This is a genomic window from Caballeronia sp. LZ008, assembly GCF_031451435.1.
Taxonomy (GTDB): Bacteria; Pseudomonadota; Gammaproteobacteria; order Burkholderiales; family Burkholderiaceae; genus Caballeronia; species Caballeronia zhejiangensis.
In genome coordinates, this window is record NZ_JARUXK010000001.1 from 1,213,354 (window position 1) to 1,234,017 (window position 20,664).

Sequence of the window (20,664 nt, forward strand, 5' to 3'; positions counted from 1 at the left end):
TGTTTTGGCTGCCGCTCAGCTTCCGCGATAGGTGCTGTACGCCCACGGCGACACGAGCAGCGGAACGTGATAGTGCGACGAAGCATCCGCGATGCCGAAGCGCAGCACGACGCGATCGACGAAGCGCGGCTCGGGCACTTTCACGCCGAGCGCGGCGAAGTAATCGCCTGCGTGGAACACGAGTTCGTATTCGCCGGTTTCGAAGTCGGCGCCTTCGAGCAGCGGCGCATCGGCGCGGCCGTCGTCGTTCGTGTGGATGGTCTTGATCGCGCGGCGGGCGTCGCCGTTGAGCGCGAACAGCTCGACTTTGAGGTTCGCGCCCGGGCGGCCGTGCGCGGTGTCGAGGACGTGGGTAGTGAGCTTGCCCATTCGCAGTTTCCTTGAGTTGTGCGAGATCCGGCTTTGCGCATCGATCCGAAATTCGGCACCTGATTACTCGAGGTGCGTCTGCGGCGGATCGAGGCTCCACGTCAGTGGCTACATACCCGTCGGCGTTTCAGATGCGCGCCGTGTACAGCATTGTAGGAATTCGAGACGCGCTGTGCGGCCGCGATAGGAAAGATAATGCCTGACGCATGACAGCGTCGCGTAAGCAAGACGCACGCGCTCGGAATCGCTTTTTGCCGATGCTACCCGCGCCAATAATCGGGAATATATTGCCGCCGTGAAGATGACTATGACTGCCGCTTGATTGCGTCCGATTTTTTGGCTGCGGACAGTAGCGGTGCGCGCAATATCCATGGATATTTGCCGCGTCCCGAAGACGGCGGCAGACGCTGGGTAACCGGGGCTTTTCACTGGTTTCCCAACTGTCTCTGGAGAGAGTTAGCTTATGCCACGCAGTCTTCTGGTCAAGAACGCCCACATGCTCCTCACGATGGACGAAGCGCGCCGCGAAATCGCCGATGGCGGCATGTATATCGAGGGCAATCGCATCGTGCAGGTCGGGCCGACGAGCGAACTTCCGCAATCCGCCGACGACGTACTCGACATGCGCGGTCATCTCGTGATTCCGGGCCTCGTCAACACGCACCATCACATGTATCAGAGCCTCACGCGCGCGATTCCCGCCGCGCAGAACGCCGAGCTTTTCGGCTGGCTCACGAATCTCTACAGGATCTGGGCGCATCTGACGCCCGAAATGATCCATGTCTCGACCCAGACCGCGATGGCCGAACTGCTGCTGTCCGGATGCACGACGTCGAGCGATCACTTGTATATCTATCCGAACGGCAGCCGGCTCGACGACAGCATCGCGGCGGCGCGCGAGATCGGCATGCGGTTTCACGCGGCGCGCGGGAGCATGAGCGTCGGACAAAAGGATGGCGGCTTGCCGCCCGATTCGGTCGTCGAAAAGGAGGATGCGATTCTGAAGGATTCGCAACGCCTGATCGAGACGTATCACGACGAAGGCCGTTACGCGATGCTGCGCGTGGTGGTCGCGCCTTGTTCGCCGTTTTCGGTGAGCCGCGAATTGATGCGCGATGCGGCGCTGCTCGCGCGCGAATACGGCGTGTCGCTGCACACGCATCTGGCCGAGAACGTGAACGATGTCGCGTATAGCCGCGAGAAATTCGGCATGACGCCGGCGGAATATGCGGAGGATCTCGGCTGGGTCGGGCATGACGTGTGGCACGCGCACTGCGTGCAGCTCGACAAGGCGGGCATCGAGCTTTTTGCGCGCACAGGGACGGGTGTCGCGCATTGCCCGTGCTCGAACATGCGGCTCGCGTCCGGGATCGCGCCGATTCGCGCGATGCGCGATGCGGGCGTGCCGGTGGGTATCGGCGTGGATGGGTCGGCGTCGAACGATGGCGCGCAGATGGTCGCGGAAGTGCGGCAGGCTTTGCTCTTGCAACGCGTTGGGTTCGGGCCGGATGCGATGACTGCGCGTGAGGCGCTGGAAATTGCGACGCTCGGGGGCGCGAGGGTGCTCAATCGCGATGATATCGGGGCGCTTGCGCCGGGAATGGCGGCGGATTTCGTGTCCTTCGACCTCTCGCAGGTCGCGTTTGCCGGGGGGCTTTCTGATCCTGTCGCTGCGTTGGTGTTCTGTGCTCCGTCGCAGGTGTCGACCAGTGTTATCGACGGGAAGATCGTGGTGAAGGATGGGGTGCTTGCGACGGTGGATCTAGGCGCGGTCGTGGAGCGCCACAATCGTCTGGCGCGGGACTTGGTTCAGGCTGCTTCTTCGGGCTCTTGATCTTTCTTGGGGGCGTTGCGTGAAACCTGTGTTCGCGTCGGTCTTTTCGCACCGGGGCAACGCGAATAGACCGACGCGAACACAGGTTTCACGAACGAGCAAGGAAAGCGTTAAGGCTGATCGATCAACGACCGCGTCGCCTCGGCGACGAGCCCCCGCAACCATCGCACTTCATCCGAATAATGACACCGCTCATGCCACAACTGGTAATACTGCATCGGCGGAAAATCGAGCGGCGCGGGCACGACTGCCAGCGGCAAGAACCGCGCGTAATGGTCCGCGAACAGCCGCGTCGTCGTGAACACGAGATCCGACTTGATCAACACGTAAGGCGCGAGATTGAAGTACGGCAACGTAACGACGACATGACGCTTCAACCGTTCCCGCGCGAGATGCACGTCGATCGCGCCGCGCTGCCCGACGGAATAGGGCGTCGGCGCGAGATGCGGCGCGTTCAGGTACTGATCGAGCGTAAGCCCGCCGCGCTTCGCGAAAGGATGCGTATTGCTGACGAGACACACGATCTTGTCGACGAACAGATTCGAAAGATGCAACTGCTCGGGCGGCTCCGGCCAGTTGCCGACGACGATATCGAGTTTGCCGTCCTCCAGCGCGAGTTCGTAATCGAACGCCGGACCGAGCGAATGAAATTCGAGCGTGGCGTTGGGCGCGGCCTGCCTGAAGCGCTCGACGACAGTCGGCACGAACAGCACGTTCAGATAATCCGGACAGCCGATCCGATAGCACCGCACCGAAGTGGACGGGTCGAAATTATGCTGCTGAACCTTGATGCGCTCGATTTCACGCAGCGCGTTCTGCGTCGGTTCGAGCAGGCGCAGGCCATATTCGGTCGGCACCATGCCGGACTTGCCGCGCACGAGAAGCGGGTCGCCGGTGATGTCGCGCAAGCGCCGCAAGGCAGCGCTGATGGCGGGTTGCGACTGATTGAGCTTGACGGCCGCACGCGTCACGCTGCGTTCCATCAGGAGGGTATGCAAGACGCGCAATAAGTAAGTATCGATCGCCTCGCGTTGCTGACTCATGTTATCTCCACTATATGTTCTGGCTGATCGACGCAGGGGTGCGACATATCGTTTTTAATATGTTGCAAAAAATTCGTCAAGATGTGAGTTACCCGCGATGACTGGGTTTGCGGGGCGCAACACATAATTTTGAGTTATCGACTTAGCGTCTCGATTTCTGTAAATTCTGCCCGCGATATGAGTTCGTGCGACATCACGCTGTCTTGCGCTCTCGAGCGGTAACTTTTTCCAGCCCGGCCTGCTCGGTGGCCGGGCGCATCTCTGGATCTCAATGGGCGACGCCATCTCCACGTCGACGACGCCACCGCGCCTGGCGTTGTCCGGTATCAGCAAGCAGTATCCGTCGGTCAAGGCGAACGACGGCGTGAATCTCGTCGTCATGCCGGGCGAAATCCACGCCGTGCTCGGCGAGAACGGCGCGGGCAAATCCACGCTGATGAAAATCATCTACGGCGCGGTGCGCCCGGATGAAGGCGAGATCCGCTGGCAGGGCGAGGCGGTCGAGATCGGCAGCCCGGCCGCCGCGCGCAAGCTCGGCATCGGCATGGTCTTTCAGCACTTTTCGCTGTTCGAGACGCTGACCGTCGCCGAAAACATCGCGCTCGCGCTCGACGAAAAGTTCGACATGAAGGCGCTCGGCAAGCGCATCCGCGATGTGTCGAAGGACTATGGCCTCGATGTCGATCCGCAGCGCCACGTCCACAGCCTGACCGTCGGCGAACGGCAGCGCGTCGAGATCGTGCGATGCCTGCTGCAGAATCCGCGGCTGCTCATCATGGACGAGCCGACGTCCGTCCTTACGCCGCAAGCCGTGCAGAAGCTTTTCAAGGTGCTGCGCCGCCTCGCGTCCGAGGGCTGCAGCATTCTCTACATCAGTCACAAGCTCGACGAAATACAGTCGCTGTGCGAAAACGCCACCGTGATGCGCGGCGGTCGCGTGACCGGCAACGTCGATCCGCGCAAGGAGACGCATGCGTCGCTCGCGCAACTGATGGTGGGCCATTCGCTGCCCGACTACACGCGCCGCGAACACAATCCCGGCGACGTGCGCCTTGCGGTGAAAAATCTGTCGGTCGCGAGTCCGGACCCGTTCGGCACGTCGCTCGACAACGTCTCGTTCGGGGTGCACGCGGGCGAAATTTTCGGGATCGCGGGCGTGTCGGGGAACGGACAGGCGGAGTTGCTCGCGGCGCTATCGGGCGAAATCCGCGATAAACACGTCGCCGCCGATGCCGTGTCGATCTGCGGCAAGCCCGCCGCGCGTCTCACCGCGGGCGGCCGCCGGCGGCTCGGCTTCGCGTTCGTGCCGGAGGAGCGGCTCGGCCGCGGCGCGGTCCCGGCGATGTCGCTCGCCGATAACGGCCTGCTGACCGCGCATCGCGAGAACATGGTGCGCGGCGGCTGGATCAAGGCGGGCACGGTCAAGGCATTCGCGGAACGCTGCATCAAGTCGTTCGACGTGCGTTGCGGCGGCAGCGATGCGCTCGCGCAAAGTCTCTCCGGCGGCAACTTGCAGAAGTTCATCGTCGGACGCGAGATTCTTCAGGAGCCGAAAGTGCTCGTGGTCGCGCAGCCGACTTGGGGCGTCGATGTCGGCGCGGCGGGTTTCATCCGCCAGCAACTGCTCGATCTGTCCGCGCGCGGCGTCGCGATTCTCGTGATTTCGGAAGAACTGGAAGAACTCTTCGATATCTGCGACCGGCTCGCCGTCATCGCGCGCGGCAAGCTCTCGCCGGTGCGCAAGACGAGCGAAACCAATGCGGAGGAGATCGGCCTCTTCATGGCCGGCCTCTTCGAAGGCAAGCCCGCGCCCGCCGTCGAATCCGACTCTCTTCAGAAGCACTAAAAGAACGATGATCTTCCCTTATCGACTCGAAGCGCGTCCGGCGCCCTCGCGCGTCATGCAGCTCGCGGTGCCGGTGGTCGCCGCCGTCGCGACGCTCGTCATCGGCTTTCTGATTTTCAGCCTGGTCGGACAGGATCCGCTGCGCGCGATGCATGCGTTCTTCATCGAGCCGCTCTCCAGCATCAACGGCTGGTCGGAGCTCGTGCTCAAGGCGTCGCCGCTGTGCCTGATCGGGCTCGGGCTCGCGGTCGGCTATCGCGCGAACGTGTGGAACATCGGCGCGGAAGGGCAGATGCTGCTCGGCGGCATCGTCGCGGGCGGCATCGCGGTCCATGTCGGCGATGCTTCCGGCTGGTGGACGCTGCCGCTGATGATGGTGGGCGGCATCGTCGGCGGAATGGTGTGGGCGGGCATTCCCGCGCTGCTCAAGAGCCGCTTCAACACGAACGAAATCCTGACGAGCCTGATGCTCACCTACGTCGCGACGCAGTTGCTCATCTATCTCGTGAGCGGTCCGTGGCGCGATCCGGAAGGCATGAACTTCCCGATCTCGGCGATGTTCGGCGACGACGCGCTCTTCCCGCGTCTCTACGGCGACTGGCACTGGACATGGCTGAAGGGCACGCGCATCAACGCGTCGGTGTTTCTGACGGCGATCGCGATTCCCTGCGTGTGGCTCTTCATGCGCAAGAGCTTCGCGGGCTTCCGGATGAACGTCGGCGGTCTCGCGCCGCTCGCCGCGCGCTACGCCGGGTTCTCCGACAAGAAGACGATCTGGACCTCGCTCCTGCTTTCCGGCGGCCTCGCGGGTCTCGCGGGCATGGGCGAAGTGGCCGGTCCGATCGGCCAGCTTCAGGCGGGCTGGTCGCCGGGCTACGGCTTCACGGCGATCATCGTCGTGTTCGTGGGGCGTCTGCATCCGGTCGGCATCGTGCTCGCCAGTCTGCTGATGGCGCTGCTTTATCTCGGCGGCGAAGCGGTGCAGACGTCGCTGCAATTGCCGCAAGCGCTCGCGGGCGTGTTTCAGGGCTTGCTGCTGTTCTGCCTGCTCGGTTGCGATCTGTTCGTGAATTTCCGCATCAAGCGCAGGACGCCTGCACATCACGCCGCTTAACGAGGTCGAGAAAAACATGGACATCAATCAAGCCAGCAATCTCGCTTCGAGCGCCGTGATCGCCGCCATCCCGCTGATGTACGCGGGCGCGGGCGAACTCGTCGCGGAAAAATCCGGCGTACTGAATCTCGGCGTCGAAGGCATGATGCTGATGGGCGCCGTCACCGGCTACGCCGTCACCGCGATCACGGGCAGCCCGTGGCTCGGCATCGTCGCGTCGGTGTTCGCCGGGCTCGCGATGGCGCTGCTCTTCGGCTTTCTCACCATCACGATGCTCGCGAATCAGGTCGCGACGGGCCTCTCGCTGACCATCTTCGGCATCGGCTTTTCGGCGTATGTCGGCAAGCCCTATACGTCGGCGGCGGTGCGCTCGACCATCGACGTGATGCCGATTCCCGGGCTGTCGAGCATTCCGGTGCTCGGCCCGGCGATCTTCTCGCTCACGCCGCTCGGCTATCTCGCGTTCATCATGTTCGCGGTGATCGGCTGGTTCCTCTACAAGACGCGGGCGGGGCTCGTGCTGCGCTCGGTCGGCGAATCGCCGGCGGTCGCGCATTCGGTCGGCTTTCCGGTCGTCGGCGTGCGCTACGGCGCGACGCTCTTCGGCGGCGCGATGGCCGGCATCGCGGGCGGCTATTACTCGATCGTCTATCTGCACGTCTGGCAGGAGCAACTGACGTCGGGGCGCGGCTGGATCGCGCTCGCGCTCGTCGTGTTCGCGACGTGGCGCCCGGGCCGGCTGCTCATCGGCGCGTTGCTCTTCGGCGCGGTGATGGCGCTGCAGTTCTACGCGCAGGCGATCGGCGTCCCGGTGCCGACGCAATTTCTCGCGATGCTGCCGTATATCGCGACGATCGTCGTGCTCGTGCTCATCTCGCGTAACCCGAACACGATCAGGCTCAACGCGCCCGCATCGCTCGGCAAGCCGTTCTTCGCGGCGAGCTGATGCCGCTGTTGTTCGCGCGCAGCATCGCGGTTCCGTTCTCATTTTTGACCGACCACACTGATGCGGGTCAAAGCAATTCGTTTGACACACAACATCGACCAGGAGAATCACAATGAATAAACCATGGCTGAAGGCGATCACCGCTACGGTCGCACTGTCCGCCACCGTCGCGGCCTTGAGCGCGCAGGCGGCGGATGCGCCGGGCGTCGCGTTCGTCTATCTCGGCAATCCGGGCGATGCAGGCTGGACCTTCGCGCACGACGCCGGCAGCAAGGAGGCCGAAGCGAAGTACGGCAGCAAGATCAAGATCACGCGCGTCGAGAACGTGCCGGAATCGGCGGACTCGGAACGCGTGTTCCGCGATCTCGCGAACAAGGGCAACAAGGTCATCTTCGCGACGAGCTTCGGCTATCAGGATTTCGCGCTGAAGGTCGCGAAGGATTTTCCGGACACCATTTTCCTGACGGCCACCGGCTTCAAGAAGGCGAAGAACTTCGGCACGTATGACGTGCGCATGTATCAGGGCGCGTATCTCGCGGGCGTCGCCGCGGGCTACGTGACGAAGACGAACACGCTCGGCTTCGTCGCGTCGGTGCCGATCCCGGAAGTGGTGCGCAACATCAACGCGTACACAATGGGCGCGCGCTCCGTGAACCCGAAGGTCCACACGAAGGTCATCTGGATCAATAGCTGGTTCGATCCGGGCAAGGAAAAGCAGGCAGCCGAGACGCTGATCGGCCAGGGTGCCGACGTCCTGCTGCAGAACACCGATTCGAACGCGACGCTCAACACCGCCGCCGAGAAGAAGGTCTTCGCGTTCGGCTGGGATTCGAACATGAAGAAGTTCGGCCCGAGCGCGCATCTGGGCTCGGTCGTCGCGCATTGGGGCGTGTATTACAACGACGTGATCCAGAAGGTGATCGACGGCAAGTGGAAGAACGATCCGGTATGGCTCGGCATTCCGCAGAAGGCCGTGGATCTCGAAGACCTGAATACCGGCGCGATTCCCGCGAAGGCAGTGCAGGCGATCTCCGCGAAGCGTGACGAGTTGCACGCAGGCAAGTGGGATGTGTTCAGCGGTCCGATCAAGGATCAGTCGGGCGCGGAGAAGGTGCCGGCCGGCAAGACGCTGACCGACCCGGAACTGCAGCGCATCAACTGGTATGTCGAAGGCGTGGACGGCTCGCTGCCGAAGTAAGCACGCATCGTTCGCTCGCCGCAATGTAAAACCGCGCTTCGTTGCAAAACGAAGCGCGGTTTTTTCATGCGATGAGCCACGCGCATCAATCGATACGCAGTCCCACCTTGATCGTCACCTGCCAGTGCAGGATCTTGCCGTCCTCGATGTGCCCGCGCGTTTCCACCACTTCGAACCAGTGCATGTTGCGCAGCGTTTTCGACGCCTTCTCGAGCGCGACGCGCACGGCGTCATCGCTCGATTGCGGCGACGAGCCGGTCAGTTCGATCTGCTTGTAGACGTGTTCCGACATGGTGTTCTCCTTGTAGTGTGGTGGATCGGTCAGAGCGATGCGACGCGTGGCGTCGCAAGATGCTTCGAATACCGATGCAGCAAGGCACGCGCCATCACGCTTTCGCGCGTGGCTTCCATTAAAGGACAGGAACGCGTGCGGGAGTAGTCGGGGTTTGCGCGAAGCGCGCTCGGCGCACGAGCCTCGTCAGCGAGGCCCGCGTGCATCGGCAGGAACCAGGGAGGTCCGCGCAGGATCAGCGCAGCGGTCGCGAAGCGGCGTCGCCTGCGTCCTGACGGCGCGTGCCGCGACGCCTGCGCGCCGAAACCGTCGCGCCGAATTCGCTCAGGATCTGGGCGCGGGCGCGGCTCGCGAATACAAGGAAACCGAAACCGTTCCCCTCGTACCAGTAACCGCCGTTCTCGAGTCCGTCGAGCGGCTGTTCGAGCGCGTTGGTGATGGATTCGACACAACGCCTGTGCAGCTCGTCGATCGCCGGGTAGGGCGGCTGGGCGCCTCGCACGCTGCACAGAAGGACATCGAGTCCCGGCAACACATGTGCGTACAGCACCGGTTCATCCTGGGCGCGAGCCCTGGCGATCTTGGTGTCTAGCTGACCAAATGGCTTGAAATGCCGAAGCACGGCGAGAAAAGACTCGTCGCCATCAGCCTTCACGCGCTTACGCTTTTTCGGGAAGGACATAAAAACTCGCCTGAAAAAGAATTGCAAGAAACGCAGCGTCCTCATGCGGCCACTCCCGTCTTGCGCGCCGCACGTCGATCTTTTATAGCGCATCGATGTGATTAGGTCACGGTGAATCGGGCCATTCGTTTTTAGCAACGGCAAGAGCCGCTGCTCCTTCCTGGCGCACGATTCGTGCCGACGACCGTTTGGCGGCCCGCTTGGCTTCCCTCAGAGCATCTATCTCAATAATAGTCCTGCTGCACCCCACGCGAACAGCTTTCATGAAGAAAAAAGCGGGTGGACGCACCAAGGGGATAGGGTGGCCAATCAGGCAGACCCGCCCGCGCCGTGCGGGTTCCGCTGCGATGCGAGCGGGTTTGCCCGGCTAGACGCGCGGTGCGTTCTTGAGTTCGTCGCGAATCTCGCGCAGCAGCAGCACGTCTTCGGGCGTCGCGGGCGGCGGCGCGGCTTCGGCCGGCTTGCGCAGATTGTTGATGAACTTGACCATCAGAAAGATGATGAACGCGAGAATGATGAAGTTGATCAGCGTGGTGATGAACGAGCCATAGCCGAATACGGCGACGCCCGCGGTCTGCAAGTCCTTGTACGAATCGGGATTGCCTTTGAACGTTGGCGGTATCGGCCCGAGCCGGACGAACAGGTTCGAAAAGTCCAGGCCGCCAGTGGCGAGGCCGACCACCGGCATGATCAGATCTTTGACGACGGAATTGACGATCGTCGAGAATGCGCCGCCGATGATGACGCCGACCGCGAGGTCCATGACGTTGCCCTTCAGGGCGAAGTTCTTGAATTCTTCGATCATGCTCATGCGCGGCTTCCTCCAGTGTGCGTTAGACGGTTGTGCGGGCCAAGGCGGCAGCAAGGGCTATGCCGTTGGAACCCGCGCGAAACGCCGGGCGCGGCGCGTTTCGTTGCGGGCACCGACAATGATAGTCAATTCGATTGCGGCTCGCGCGGGGCGCCGGAATTCGCTCAGGCCGACGGCACGCGCCCCACGCTGATCGCCGCGCAAAAAGCCGCGTGATCCGCGACCGTCTGCGCGCCATAGCGCTCGGCCCACATCGCGTAGGCGGCGTCGAGCCGGTCGGAGTTGCCGCAATACCCGGCGATAAGCGCGGCATCGCCGGTGCGCGCGTGGGCGCGGGCGAGCAGGAGGCCGAGGCACCACGCGTAAAAGTCGAAGGTCGCGCCGTGCAGCCAGTCGACGGGAATCGAGCCGCGGATCTGCTTCATCTGGCGCACGTAGAAGTCGCGGCCGGAAATGGTCGTCCAGCCGAGCAGCGCATCCGATGAACTCTGCATCAGACGCTGACCGTGCACGACCCGCCGTCCCTGATGGCGATACGGCTCCGGGAGCGGCGGCACGAACGGCGCGGCGGCCGGCACGATGCCTTCCTTCACCTGAATGAAGAGCGGATCGCCGAGCGCGCGGCCGAGCATCAGCACGAGATACGCGCGCGTGCCGACGCTGCCCACGCCGACGACGCGATGCGCGACATCCACGACGTCGTAGCGTTCGAGCATCATGCGCCATTCGCCGGCGAGCGTTTCCAGATAAGCCTTCAGGCCATCGATCACATGATTTTTCTCGGCGGCGTCGAGCGCGGTCAGGATCGGCGGATCGGCCTTGAAGCGATAGCTTTTGCCGACGGGCTCCGCGACTTTCGCGAGCATCGTCGCGTGCGAGCGCTTCATCGCGCGTTCAACGGTTTTTCCTATGGTCGCCTTCTCGTCGGAATCGAGCTTCGTGGGCGCGTCCATGTGCAGCGCGCTCGCGTAGGAGCGCATCTGCCAGAGATCGTAGGGGCTTACTTGCCAGAGTCCGGCCATCGTCGTGCGATACGCGGCGCACGCCGAACGCACGGCGCTTTCGCGCCCGGCGGCATCGACGCCATTTTCGCGCGCCGCGACGTTGATGCTCGCGGTCAGACGCTTCAAGTCCCATTCCCACGGACCGACGAGCGTTTCGTCGAAATCGTTCAGATCGAACACGACGTCCTGGCGCGGCGTGCGAAAAAGGCCGAAATTATTGACGTGCGCGTCGCCGTCGATGATGACGTTGTGGCCGATCGAAGGCGACTTCGCCAGATCCCACGCCATCACCGTCGCGGAGCCGCGCAGGAACGCGAACGGCGACTCGGCCATGCGCTGCATCCGCAGCGGAATGAGCCGCTCCTGCCGGCCCGCGTTGCCCGCGAGCACGCGTTCGACGGGATCGGGCCGGTCCGGCTCGGGCGACCAGGCGCCGTGCGCGTCGAACGGAACCGCGTCGCGCAGTGAACGGCCCATGGCGCGGCTTTGCTCGGCCGCGCCGTTGATGGGTGTATTCGTCGAAGCGGAACCAGGGCGGGTGGACAAGGCGCGTTCTCCTTCGGCGATAAAAGGGCGTGTCGAGCGTTCGTCGAACGCAGAGCATTCGGCGCTCCCGGCGGGAAGGTTTTACACGCGCAGCGCATGACGCGGGTGCGTCTCGATGGCGCGAACCGCATGAAGCAAGCTGCACGCCGGGCCGGGCCACGGGCACGGGATATGCTCTTTACGATCGGCTTGAAGCCGCGCAATGCCAACGCACGATCCCGACGCACTTCGCGTCAATCTTTCGAACACATCATCTCATGCCCAACGAAATCCGCATTGCCGAAGGCTCCCCGTTTCCGCTCGGCGCAACCTGGGACGGACAGGGCGTGAATTTCGCGCTGTTTTCCGCGAACGCGACCAAAGTCGAGCTGTGTCTCTTCGATGAGAAGGGCGAAAAGGAAACGCAGCGCATCGAACTGCCCGAATACACCGATGAAGTCTGGCACGTCTACGTTCACGGCCTGCAACCCGGCGCGGTCTATGGCTATCGCGTGCATGGACCGTACGAGCCCGAAGCCGGACATCGCTTCAATCCCAACAAGCTGCTGCTCGATCCGTACGCGAAGGCGCACGTCGGCGAACTGAAGTGGGACCCGGCCGTGTTCGGCTATACGCTCAACGCCGAAGGCGACGATCTCACCTTCGACGAACGCGACAGCGCGCCCTTCATGCAGAAGTGCCAGGTCGTCGATCAGGACTTCTCGTGGACGCATGCGACGCGCGTGCGCGTGCCGTGGGAGCACACGATCTTCTACGAGACGCACGTGCGCGGCTACACGAAGCTGCATCCGGCGATTCCGGAGCACATGCGCGGCACTTTCGAGGGGCTCGGACAGAAGGAAGTGGTCGATTACATCAAGAGCCTGGGCGTGACGTCGGTCGAGCTTTTGCCGATCCACGCGTTCGTCAACGACAGTTATCTGCTCGACAAGGGCCTCACGAATTACTGGGGTTACAACACGATCGGCTTCTTCGCCGCCGATCCGCGCTACTTCGCGCGCGGGCCGGGCGTCGTCGCCGAGTTCAAGGAAATGGTCGACCGGCTGCACGAGGCCGGCCTCGAAGTGATCCTCGACGTCGTGTACAACCACACCGCCGAAGGCAACGAACGCGGGCCGACGCTGTCGTTTCGCGGCATCGACAATGCGTCGTACTACCGGCTGATGCCCGAGGAATCGCGCTATTACATCAACGATACCGGCACCGGCAATACGCTCAACCTGTCGCATCCGCGCGTCCTGCAGATGGTCACCGACAGCCTGCGCTACTGGGTGACGGAGATGAACGTCGATGGCTTTCGCTTCGATCTCGCGACGATTCTCGGCCGCGAGCCCTACGGCTTCGACGAGGGCGGCGGCTTCCTCGACAGTTGCCGGCAAGACCCGATTCTCTCGAGCGTGAAGCTCATCGCGGAACCGTGGGATTGCGGTCCGGGCGGCTATCAGGTGGGCGGCTTTCCGCCGGGCTGGGCGGAATGGAACGATCGTTACCGGGACACCGTGCGCGAATTCTGGAAGGGCGACGAAGGCGTGTCGCCTGAGCTCGGCAAGCGCATCACCGCATCGGGCGACAAGTTCAACAAGCGCGGGCGCCGTCCGTGGGCGAGCGTGAACTTCATCACCGCGCACGACGGCTTCACGCTGAACGATCTCGTCTCGTACAACGAGAAGCACAACGAGGCAAACGGCGAGGACAACAAGGACGGCCATTCGGACAACAAATCGTGGAACTGCGGCGTCGAAGGTCCGACCGACGACCCCGAGATTCGCGCGCTGCGCGAGCGCCAGAAGCGCAACATGCTCGCGACGCTGCTGTTTTCGCAAGGCACGCCGATGCTGCTCGCCGGCGACGAATTCGGCCGCACGCAGAAGGGCAACAACAACGCGTATTGCCAGGACAACGACATCAGCTGGGTGAACTGGGACATCGACGACGATGGCCGCGCGCTCACGGAATTCGTGCGCAAGCTGACGACGCTGCGTCACACGCTGCCGGTGCTCAGGCGCCAGCGCTTCCTGACCGGCGAATACAACGAGGACCTGCAGGTCGCCGACGTCCGGTGGCTCGGCACGACCGGCGACGAACTCACGCAGGAGCAATGGGACGATCCGAACATGCGCTGCTTCGGCGTGGTGATGGACGGGCGCGCGCAGGCGACGGGCATCCGCAAGCCGGCATCGGATGCGACGCTGCTGCTCATCGTCAACGCGTATCACGACGTGGTCGATTTCACGCTGCCCGACATTCCGGGCCCCGACGAGTGGATCTGTCTCATCGACACCAACGCGCCGATTCGCGAGGAATTGCCGGAGTTCGGCGCGGACGATGTGTATCAGGTGACGGGCCGCTCGCTGCTCCTGTTTGCGCTTCAGCCGCGCGGCGCGACCAAGCGCATTTTCAAGCGGCTGGAAGAAGCGCTGACGGACGAAGTCCCGCCTGAAGGCGAGGCGAGTTGAGGCTCGCGTCGGCGGGGTCCGGCGCGCGAGCGGTTATCATCTGGTTTTTGCGATAGCGACAGTAGGCGGCGGGAGCCGCCTTCTTTTTTCCACGATGGCCGTATCTTTCACGCATGAACGCGCGCCTCTTCAAGGCCGCGTGGCGCCGACGGCATGATCCTGCATGCCATCCTGCGCGTCGCGAGCTGGGATCAGCTCGAGCGCATCTGGGAATTCATCGTCGGCTTCTTCAAGTTTCTCTGGGGCCTGCTGCGCTTCCTCGGCGGCGGTTGATGCGCTGATCTTCACGACGAAACGAAAAGGGCTCCGCGAAACGGAGCCCTTGTTTTTCGTACGCGAGCAGATCAGGAATCGCGCCAGCTGTCGTCGTTGCTGCCGAGGTCGAGGTTTCCGCCCCCGCCGCCATCGTTCCAGTCGTTCGAGCCGTTGCCGAAATCGAGGCCGCCGCCGTTGTCGTTGCCGAAGTCGAGACCGCCGTTATCGTTCTGCGGCGGACGATCGACGGGGACTTCACGCTCGATCACGCGATCGCGCCCATGCGAGAGCGCCTCGCCCAGCAGCACGCCGGTAAGCAATCCGCCCATGCCGCCGCCGAACCCGCCGCCGCCTTGCTGGATGATGACGGGCGGCTGCTGCCCTTGCTGCGGCGGATACGGCCCTTGCTGCGGATACTGCGGCTGGCCGCGTCCGAAACGCTCGGCTTCCTGCGCATATGGCGAGCCGTTCGGCGCGCCGGCTTGCGCATAGTTGTTCGCGTTCGGATCGGGCCGGCCTTCGGCGCGCGCCTTCAGGCTTGCAACCTGATTCTCCAGATCTTCGATCGCATACGGCGGTACCGGATTCTTCGAGTTCGACAGCGATTCGACCATCTCGCGCAACTGCGTTTCCGCGCCTTCGACGTCCTTCAGCAGCGCTTCATGGCCCGGCGCGGTGGAGAGCCGCACGTCTAGTTTGAGCGTGCGCACTTCGTTGAGCAGTTCGGTTGCGCGCTTGATCTGCGAACGGCGATCGTTCTCGGCCTGACCGTCGTCGCGTGAGCGCGCACGGCGCAATCCCCAGCGCAGCACGAGCGCGATCGCCGCGATCAGGATCGCCAAACCGATCCACGCGCCCATGCCGATGCCGTGCGTCTGCGGCGCGGGCGCGGCTTGTTGCTGATTGAAGGGATTCTGTGCGCTCGACGTAGTCGCGCCGTTGTCCGATCGCGGCGAGATGCTCGCGCGCGTCGCATCGGCCTGAATGCGGGCCTGCGTGGCCGCGAAGCGCGAAGGATCGGTGAAGCTCAATGCGGGATCGAGCGATTTCGCTTGTTGCAGATGCGAAAGGGCGTCGCTGTAACGGCCTTCGCGGTCGAGAACCTGCGCGTAGAGATAATGCGCGTGCGCGTTCTTCGGATGCGCCTCAAGCACTTCGCTCAGTTGCGAGTCGGCCTTTTGCCAGTGGCCCTGCGTCATCGACTGCTCGACCTGCTGCGCGGTCGGCAACGCGAACGCGAGCGGGGATGCGAGCGACAGCGACAACGCCAGAGCCGTCAAGAACTTTTTCATGATGCGGGCCGGACGCGATGAACGTCCGTCTCCTGTCGATGCAATCGTGTACTGCTCAAGGTAACGCATATTCGTGCGACGCGTGGCTTGCCCGGCGGCTCGCCACGCATGCACTCGCCAGCACTTATTGCGCCGGCGGATTCAACTGCTTCTTCAGCGCTTCGAGACGGTCTTCGACGGAAGGCCCGCGATTGAGCGCGGCGAGCTTGTCATCGAGCGCCTTGCCGGACTTCTGGTCCGCCGAATTCAGGCGCGCATCCGAGCGGGCGTTGGCGAGCTGAACCTTGTCTTCGAGCTTCTGAAAGTCCTCCGAAAGATTCTTTCCGCCAATGCCGCCCAGCGCCGTGGCCGCGGTGTCCTTCGCCTGCGCGATCTGCTGCTTCGCCTGAAGGATGTTCGAGCGCGCGTTCAGATCGTTGCGGCGCTGACGCATGTCCGTGATCTGCTGCTTCAGATGATCGACCGAAGGCACTAGCGTCTGCAGTTCCGCGGCGAGCGCGTCGCGTTCGGTTTCGGCGTTCGCCTGCGCCGCGAGGGCTTCGCGCGCGAGGCCTTCATCGCCGGACTGCAGCGCGCGCTTCGCGCCGTCTTCGTACTTCTTCGCCTTGTCGGCGGCGGCGTCGCGCTTGCTTTGCTGCGTCGCGACCTGCGCTTCGATCTCGATGAGCGAGTTTTCCGCCTTCGCGATGCTGTCGTCGAGTTCGCGCACGATCTGGCGAGCGTCGCGCGAAGGGTCCTGCATGGTGTCGGCGGCGTCGTTCAAGAGGCCTTTGACCGTGCGCGTGATGGAATCGAAAAGCGACATGTATTTCTCCTGGAGGAAGACGGCGGCGTTCACTCGATCCACGCGCCGCGCGGCTCGAATGTGAGGCGCAATGCGCGGGATTGCAAGCGCACGCGAGCTTCGCGTGCACGCCGGGTTTACCCGCTCATTAGATCATGCCGCGGCTTAACCGGGACTTAACGGAAGGTTAAGGAGTGTAACGGCGCGCCTTGCCGGAAAAGGCAGGCAGGGCGCCGGTGGCTAGCGCTCGGTGTGCGTGTCGTCGGTCAGCGAGGCGTCGTCGCCCTCATCGGCGTCATGCTCGAGTGCGTCTTCGGATGCGGGGGGCTCGGGATGCGCCTGCGCAAGCGTGCGCGCCTGCGCTGCGCGTTTGGTCGCGCTTGCGGCGGCATCGCGGGCTTCGCGTGCGGCGGCTTTCGCAGCGACGCTCTTCAGCGCGGCGTTGAGCGCATCGGGCGCTTTGGGCGCGCGCAGCCGATCGACGATGCCCGCGACCTTGATCTGCTCGCTCGTCGCGTTGAAGTTCAGCACGGCGCGCCGCATGAGCTCGCTCACGCTGATGCCGAGGGAGTCCGCTGTATTGCTGATGGCCAGCTTCTGCGCGGGAGTCACGAAAACAACGATGCGTTCGCTGGGTTTGGTCGTCATGGGCGGCTCACAAACAGTAAGGCGATCGTAACCGGACTACGGGGACGACCGCGGCTTCGGTTCATCAAACTGCACGACATCGTTATTGCAGGCTCGCGAGAGCCGTTTCGGGAACCCGCGATCCATTCATCCATCATATCGGTTTGCGCGCGGCCGTGCGTGTGAATGGCCTCGCATCACACGCGGTGAGCGTTGCGCAAAAACGGCGCGCGATCAACGACTTGTGCATTTTCTCATACGGTTGTCCACAAGGCTCTCAACACTTTCTGTGGGTAACACAACATTGGCGCGCATCTGGCGGGCTCGCGGCAATTTACTTACAAAAAAATCCTGCGCATTTTGTGGTGGCCCGCGCGAATTCTTTAAAATGCGCTGTTACCTCCGGCCGGATCCGGCCTGCACATTCGCTCGTCCCGTCTTGGCAGTCGCGTCGTTTTTCGGCGCATCGCAGCGCGGCAGCGGGCGCGCTTCATGGCGCGCCGAACGAACCCAGTCATGCCTATCATCAAACGACCCGACTCCTCGAATTCCTCGCGCTACGATCGCGAACCCCGCTGGAACGACTCTCGCAACGACTCACGCAATGACTCGGGCGGCCGCGACGGCGGCGGGCGCAACGGCGGTGGCGGCCGCAATGACCGCAACGATCGCAATGACCGCGGCGGCCGGGGCCGCTCTCCGCTCGCACGCATCGCGCTCTGGTTCGCGGGACTCGCGGCCATCGGCGTGGTGATCGGCGCGCTCATCGTCGGTTATGCGCTCGTCGTCATGGGGCCGAATCTGCCGTCGCTCAATGCGCTCATCGACTATCGTCCGAAGGTGCCGCTGCGCGTCTATACGGCCGATCACGTGCTGATCGGCGAGTTCGGCGAGGAGCGCCGCAGCCTCGTGCGCTTTCAGGACATTCCCGATCAGATGAAGAAGGCGGTGCTCGCAATCGAGGATTACCGCTTCTACGATCACGGCGGCGTCGACTTCGTCGGCATCCTGCGCGCGGGCGTGACCGATCTGATGCACGGCGGCGCATCGCAAGGCGCGAGCACGATCACGATGCAGGTCGCGCGCAACTTCTTCCTGTCGAGCGAGAAAACCTATACGCGCAAGATCTACGAGATGCTGCTCGCGTACAAGATCGAGAGCGCGCTCACGAAGGATCAGATTCTCGAGCTGTACATGAACCAGATCTATCTGGGCGAGCGCGCGTACGGTTTTTCGGCTGCTGCGCGCGTGTATTTCGGCAAGGACCTGAAGGACATCACGCTTGCCGAAGCGGCGATGCTCGCGGGCCTGCCGAAAGCGCCGTCGGCGTATAACCCGGTCGTCAATCCGAAGCGCGCGAAGGTGCGTCAGCAGTACATCCTGAAGCGCATGCTCGATCTGAACTTCATCACGCGCGAACAGTTCGCTCAGGCGAGCGCCGAGGAAATTCACACGAAGTCCTCGGGCACCGAATACGGCGTGCATGCGGAATACGTCGCGGAAATGGTCCGGCAGATGATGTACGCCCAATACAAGGAAGAGACCTACACGCGCGGCCTCACGGTGACGACGACCATCGATTCCGCCGATCAGGACGCCGCGTATAAAGCCGTGCGCAAGGGCGTGATGGACTATGAGCGCCGGCATGGCTATCGCGGGCCGGAGGGCAATGTCAATCTGCCGTCGAACGCGGATGACCGCGCCGAGGCGATCGAAGACGCGCTCGTCGATCATCCGGACAACGGCGAGCTCGTCGCGGCGGTGGTCACGGCCGCGAGCCCGAAGCAGGTGAGCGCACAGTTCGTCGGCGGGGATACTGCGACGATCGCGGGCGACGGCCTGCGCTTCGTGGCGGCGGCGCTGCGCAACAACGCATCGAAGGCGCTCGCGATCAAGCCGGGCTCGATCGTGCGTCTCACGAAGGACGGCAAGGGCAACTGGCAGATCACGCAGTTGCCGCAGGTCGAAGGCGCACTGGTTTCGATGACGCCGCAGGACGGCGCGATCCGCGCGCTCGTCGGCGGCTTCGACTTCAACAAGAACAAGTTCAATCACGTTACGCAGGCATGGCGTCAGCCGGGTTCAAGCTTCAAGCCGTTCATCTATTCGGCGGCGCTCGACAAGGGTCTCGGACCGGCGACCATCATCAACGACGCGCCGCTGTATTTCCCCGCGGCGGGCGGCGGCGATGCGTGGGAGCCGAAGGACGATGACCAGCCCGACGGCCCGATGTCGATGCGCGTCGGCCTGCAGAAGTCGAAGAACCTCGTGTCGATCCGCATCCTCTCGTATATCGGCACGGGCTACGCGCAGGACTTCGTCACGCAGAAGTTCGGCTTCGACAAGGACAAGACGCCGCCTTATCTGCCGCTCGCGCTCGGCGCGGGTCTCGTCACGCCGTTGCAGTTGAGCGGTGCGTACTCGGTGTTCGCGAACGGCGGCTATCGCATTAATCCGTATCTGATCGCCGAGGTCGCCGATGCGCGCGGCACCGTGATCTCGCGCGCCAATCCGCTGATCGCGGGGAGCAACGCGCCGCAGACGCTCGAGCCGCGCAACGCGTACATCATGAACAGCCTGCTGCATACCGTCGCGACGCAGGGCACGGGCTCGGGCACCAACGTGTTGAAGCGCAACGATCTGCAAGGCAAGACCGGCACGACCAACGACGCAAAGGATGGCTGGTTCGCGGGCTATCAGAAGCAGCTCGTCGCGGTCGCGTGGATGGGCTACGACCAGCCGAAGACGCTCGGCAGCCGCGAGTTCGGCGCGCAGCTCGCGTTGCCGATCTGGGTCGAGTACATGGGACGCGCGCTGCGTGGCATTCCGCAGGAGCAGATGGAGCGGCCGGACGGCATCACCACGGTCGATGGCGAACTCTTTTACGCCGACCGGACGCCGGGCGCGGGATTCGTCGCGAGCATCGGGCTGGATAACGCCAATCCGATGGCGGGCGATGCCACCACGATGGGCGGCGTGGGTCCGGCGGGCATGCAGGCGCCGCCCGCGCCGCAGGTTACGACCGACGAGCGCAAGCAGATCATGGATCTGTTCAGCAAGCACTAGCGATAAAAAAACGCGCCGGACTTCACAATCCGGCGCGCTTTTCTTTGGGGGGCGCGAAACTCAGTGGCCGACCGTCGCTGCCGACTTCACGTCACAGTTCACCTTGAGCGTCGACTTGTCCGCGAACGATAGCGTGAGCGGAATCGTCGAGCCGACCTTGAGCGGCTTGCCGGGCTCTTCGAGCATCAGGTGATAGCCCTTCGGCGCGAAGTTCAAGGTGCCGTGCGCGGGGACATCGACGGAATCGACCGCCGACATCGTCGCCGTGCCGTTCTTGCTTTCCGACTTGTGCATCATCGTCATGCCGAACGCGGGCGTTTCCGCGGCCGTGAGGGTCGCGGGTTTGTCGCCGTTGTTGGCGACGGTGAAGTAGCCCGATGACGGCAGGTTCGGCGGCATCGCACGAACCCAGCAATCGCGGGCCTCGAGCGTCGCGGCCTGAGCGAACGATGCGCAGACGAGCGCGCTCGCGAGTACAGCGATTTTTTTCATTGTGTCC

At 63.4% G+C, this 20,664-nt stretch carries 17 protein-coding genes; 7 read left to right on the top strand and 10 right to left on the bottom strand.

What is annotated here, in order from left to right:
- Positions 1 to 15 precede the first annotated feature (15 nt).
- Positions 16 to 369 carry a hydroxyisourate hydrolase gene (uraH, locus tag QCE49_RS05730; protein WP_008350002.1) on the bottom strand — a complete coding sequence of 118 codons (354 nt, stop codon included), beginning with the start codon at positions 367 to 369 and terminating at the stop codon, positions 16 to 18.
- Between the two features lie 463 nt (positions 370 to 832).
- Here uraH and QCE49_RS05735 point away from each other — a divergent pair, with 463 nt between their 5' ends.
- Positions 833 to 2,203 carry an 8-oxoguanine deaminase gene (locus QCE49_RS05735; RefSeq protein ID WP_250456394.1) on the top strand — a complete coding sequence of 457 codons (1,371 nt, stop codon included), beginning with the start codon at positions 833 to 835 and terminating at the stop codon, positions 2,201 to 2,203.
- 110 nt (positions 2,204 to 2,313) lie between these two features.
- Here QCE49_RS05735 and QCE49_RS05740 read toward each other — a convergent pair whose 3' ends face one another.
- On the bottom strand, positions 2,314 to 3,246 hold the full coding sequence (locus QCE49_RS05740; protein WP_008349998.1) for a LysR substrate-binding domain-containing protein: 933 nt from the start codon (positions 3,244 to 3,246) through the stop codon (positions 2,314 to 2,316).
- A gap of 271 nt (positions 3,247 to 3,517) precedes the next feature.
- Here QCE49_RS05740 and QCE49_RS05745 point away from each other — a divergent pair, with 271 nt between their 5' ends.
- The 4 genes from QCE49_RS05745 to QCE49_RS05760 all read left to right on the top strand — a co-directional run bounded on the left by QCE49_RS05745 (position 3,518) and on the right by QCE49_RS05760 (position 8,350).
- Complete coding sequence (locus QCE49_RS05745; protein ID WP_008349995.1) at positions 3,518 to 5,092, top strand: ABC transporter ATP-binding protein; 1,575 nt, start codon at positions 3,518 to 3,520, stop codon at positions 5,090 to 5,092.
- A 7-nt stretch (positions 5,093 to 5,099) separates the two neighbouring features.
- A complete protein-coding gene (locus QCE49_RS05750) occupies positions 5,100 to 6,206 on the top strand; it encodes an ABC transporter permease (RefSeq protein ID WP_008349994.1) in 1,107 nt (368 codons plus the stop codon).
- Between the two features lie 16 nt (positions 6,207 to 6,222).
- Entirely contained in the window at positions 6,223 to 7,152 is a 930-nt protein-coding gene (locus QCE49_RS05755) for an ABC transporter permease (RefSeq protein WP_008349992.1), read from the top strand.
- Between the two features lie 112 nt (positions 7,153 to 7,264).
- Entirely contained in the window at positions 7,265 to 8,350 is a 1,086-nt protein-coding gene (locus QCE49_RS05760; protein ID WP_008349990.1) for a BMP family ABC transporter substrate-binding protein, read from the top strand.
- An 85-nt stretch (positions 8,351 to 8,435) separates the two neighbouring features.
- Here QCE49_RS05760 and QCE49_RS05765 read toward each other — a convergent pair whose 3' ends face one another.
- The 4 genes from QCE49_RS05765 to QCE49_RS05780 form a co-directional block, all read right to left on the bottom strand.
- Positions 8,436 to 8,642 carry a dodecin gene (locus QCE49_RS05765; protein ID WP_008349988.1) on the bottom strand — a complete coding sequence of 69 codons (207 nt, stop codon included), beginning with the start codon at positions 8,640 to 8,642 and terminating at the stop codon, positions 8,436 to 8,438.
- 235 nt (positions 8,643 to 8,877) lie between these two features.
- Entirely contained in the window at positions 8,878 to 9,369 is a 492-nt protein-coding gene (locus QCE49_RS05770) for a hypothetical protein (protein WP_008349986.1), read from the bottom strand.
- Positions 9,370 to 9,691: 322 nt separating this feature from the next.
- Entirely contained in the window at positions 9,692 to 10,135 is a 444-nt protein-coding gene (mscL, locus tag QCE49_RS05775) for a large conductance mechanosensitive channel protein MscL (protein ID WP_008349984.1), read from the bottom strand.
- Between the two features lie 164 nt (positions 10,136 to 10,299).
- Positions 10,300 to 11,685, bottom strand: coding sequence for a DUF2252 domain-containing protein (locus tag QCE49_RS05780; RefSeq protein WP_250456393.1), 1,386 nt, complete (start codon positions 11,683 to 11,685; stop codon positions 10,300 to 10,302).
- 257 nt (positions 11,686 to 11,942) lie between these two features.
- Here QCE49_RS05780 and glgX point away from each other — a divergent pair, with 257 nt between their 5' ends.
- A complete protein-coding gene (glgX, locus tag QCE49_RS05785) occupies positions 11,943 to 14,141 on the top strand; it encodes a glycogen debranching protein GlgX (protein WP_008349981.1) in 2,199 nt (732 codons plus the stop codon).
- Positions 14,142 to 14,485: 344 nt separating this feature from the next.
- Here glgX and QCE49_RS05790 read toward each other — a convergent pair whose 3' ends face one another.
- The 3 genes from QCE49_RS05790 to QCE49_RS05800 all read right to left on the bottom strand — a co-directional run bounded on the left by QCE49_RS05790 (position 14,486) and on the right by QCE49_RS05800 (position 17,120).
- Positions 14,486 to 15,688: a tetratricopeptide repeat protein gene (locus QCE49_RS05790; RefSeq protein WP_250456392.1), complete on the bottom strand. Its 1,203-nt coding sequence runs from the start codon at positions 15,686 to 15,688 to the stop codon at positions 14,486 to 14,488.
- A 124-nt stretch (positions 15,689 to 15,812) separates the two neighbouring features.
- The gene (locus tag QCE49_RS05795; RefSeq protein ID WP_008349976.1) at positions 15,813 to 16,493 is read right to left on the bottom strand and encodes a PspA/IM30 family protein; all 681 of its coding nucleotides are present in this window, start codon (positions 16,491 to 16,493) and stop codon (positions 15,813 to 15,815) included.
- Positions 16,494 to 16,712: 219 nt separating this feature from the next.
- Positions 16,713 to 17,120: a plasmid mobilization protein gene (locus QCE49_RS05800; RefSeq protein ID WP_008349975.1), complete on the bottom strand. Its 408-nt coding sequence runs from the start codon at positions 17,118 to 17,120 to the stop codon at positions 16,713 to 16,715.
- Between the two features lie 495 nt (positions 17,121 to 17,615).
- Here QCE49_RS05800 and QCE49_RS05805 point away from each other — a divergent pair, with 495 nt between their 5' ends.
- Positions 17,616 to 20,165 carry a penicillin-binding protein 1A gene (locus QCE49_RS05805; protein ID WP_244808038.1) on the top strand — a complete coding sequence of 850 codons (2,550 nt, stop codon included), beginning with the start codon at positions 17,616 to 17,618 and terminating at the stop codon, positions 20,163 to 20,165.
- Between the two features lie 60 nt (positions 20,166 to 20,225).
- On the opposite strand, the gene QCE49_RS05810 is transcribed toward QCE49_RS05805, so the two are convergent.
- Positions 20,226 to 20,657 carry a copper chaperone PCu(A)C gene (locus tag QCE49_RS05810; RefSeq protein WP_008349971.1) on the bottom strand — a complete coding sequence of 144 codons (432 nt, stop codon included), beginning with the start codon at positions 20,655 to 20,657 and terminating at the stop codon, positions 20,226 to 20,228.
- Positions 20,658 to 20,664 lie beyond the last annotated feature (7 nt).

Coding starts and splice junctions, on each gene's coding strand:
- QCE49_RS05805 (WP_244808038.1), top strand. CDS start 17,616: ATGCCTATCATCAAACGACCCGACTCCTCGAATTCCTCGCGCTACGAT.
- QCE49_RS05755 (WP_008349992.1), top strand. CDS start 6,223: ATGGACATCAATCAAGCCAGCAATCTCGCTTCGAGCGCCGTGATCGCC.
- QCE49_RS05745 (WP_008349995.1), top strand. CDS start 3,518: ATGGGCGACGCCATCTCCACGTCGACGACGCCACCGCGCCTGGCGTTG.
- QCE49_RS05810 (WP_008349971.1), bottom strand. CDS start 20,657: ATGAAAAAAATCGCTGTACTCGCGAGCGCGCTCGTCTGCGCATCGTTC.
- QCE49_RS05800 (WP_008349975.1), bottom strand. CDS start 17,120: ATGACGACCAAACCCAGCGAACGCATCGTTGTTTTCGTGACTCCCGCG.
- QCE49_RS05795 (WP_008349976.1), bottom strand. CDS start 16,493: ATGTCGCTTTTCGATTCCATCACGCGCACGGTCAAAGGCCTCTTGAAC.
- mscL (WP_008349984.1), bottom strand. CDS start 10,135: ATGAGCATGATCGAAGAATTCAAGAACTTCGCCCTGAAGGGCAACGTC.
- uraH (WP_008350002.1), bottom strand. CDS start 369: ATGGGCAAGCTCACTACCCACGTCCTCGACACCGCGCACGGCCGCCCG.
- QCE49_RS05765 (WP_008349988.1), bottom strand. CDS start 8,642: ATGTCGGAACACGTCTACAAGCAGATCGAACTGACCGGCTCGTCGCCG.
- QCE49_RS05735 (WP_250456394.1), top strand. CDS start 833: ATGCCACGCAGTCTTCTGGTCAAGAACGCCCACATGCTCCTCACGATG.
- glgX (WP_008349981.1), top strand. CDS start 11,943: ATGCCCAACGAAATCCGCATTGCCGAAGGCTCCCCGTTTCCGCTCGGC.
- QCE49_RS05760 (WP_008349990.1), top strand. CDS start 7,265: ATGAATAAACCATGGCTGAAGGCGATCACCGCTACGGTCGCACTGTCC.
- QCE49_RS05770 (WP_008349986.1), bottom strand. CDS start 9,369: ATGAGGACGCTGCGTTTCTTGCAATTCTTTTTCAGGCGAGTTTTTATG.
- QCE49_RS05740 (WP_008349998.1), bottom strand. CDS start 3,246: ATGAGTCAGCAACGCGAGGCGATCGATACTTACTTATTGCGCGTCTTG.
- QCE49_RS05790 (WP_250456392.1), bottom strand. CDS start 15,688: ATGAAAAAGTTCTTGACGGCTCTGGCGTTGTCGCTGTCGCTCGCATCC.
- QCE49_RS05750 (WP_008349994.1), top strand. CDS start 5,100: ATGATCTTCCCTTATCGACTCGAAGCGCGTCCGGCGCCCTCGCGCGTC.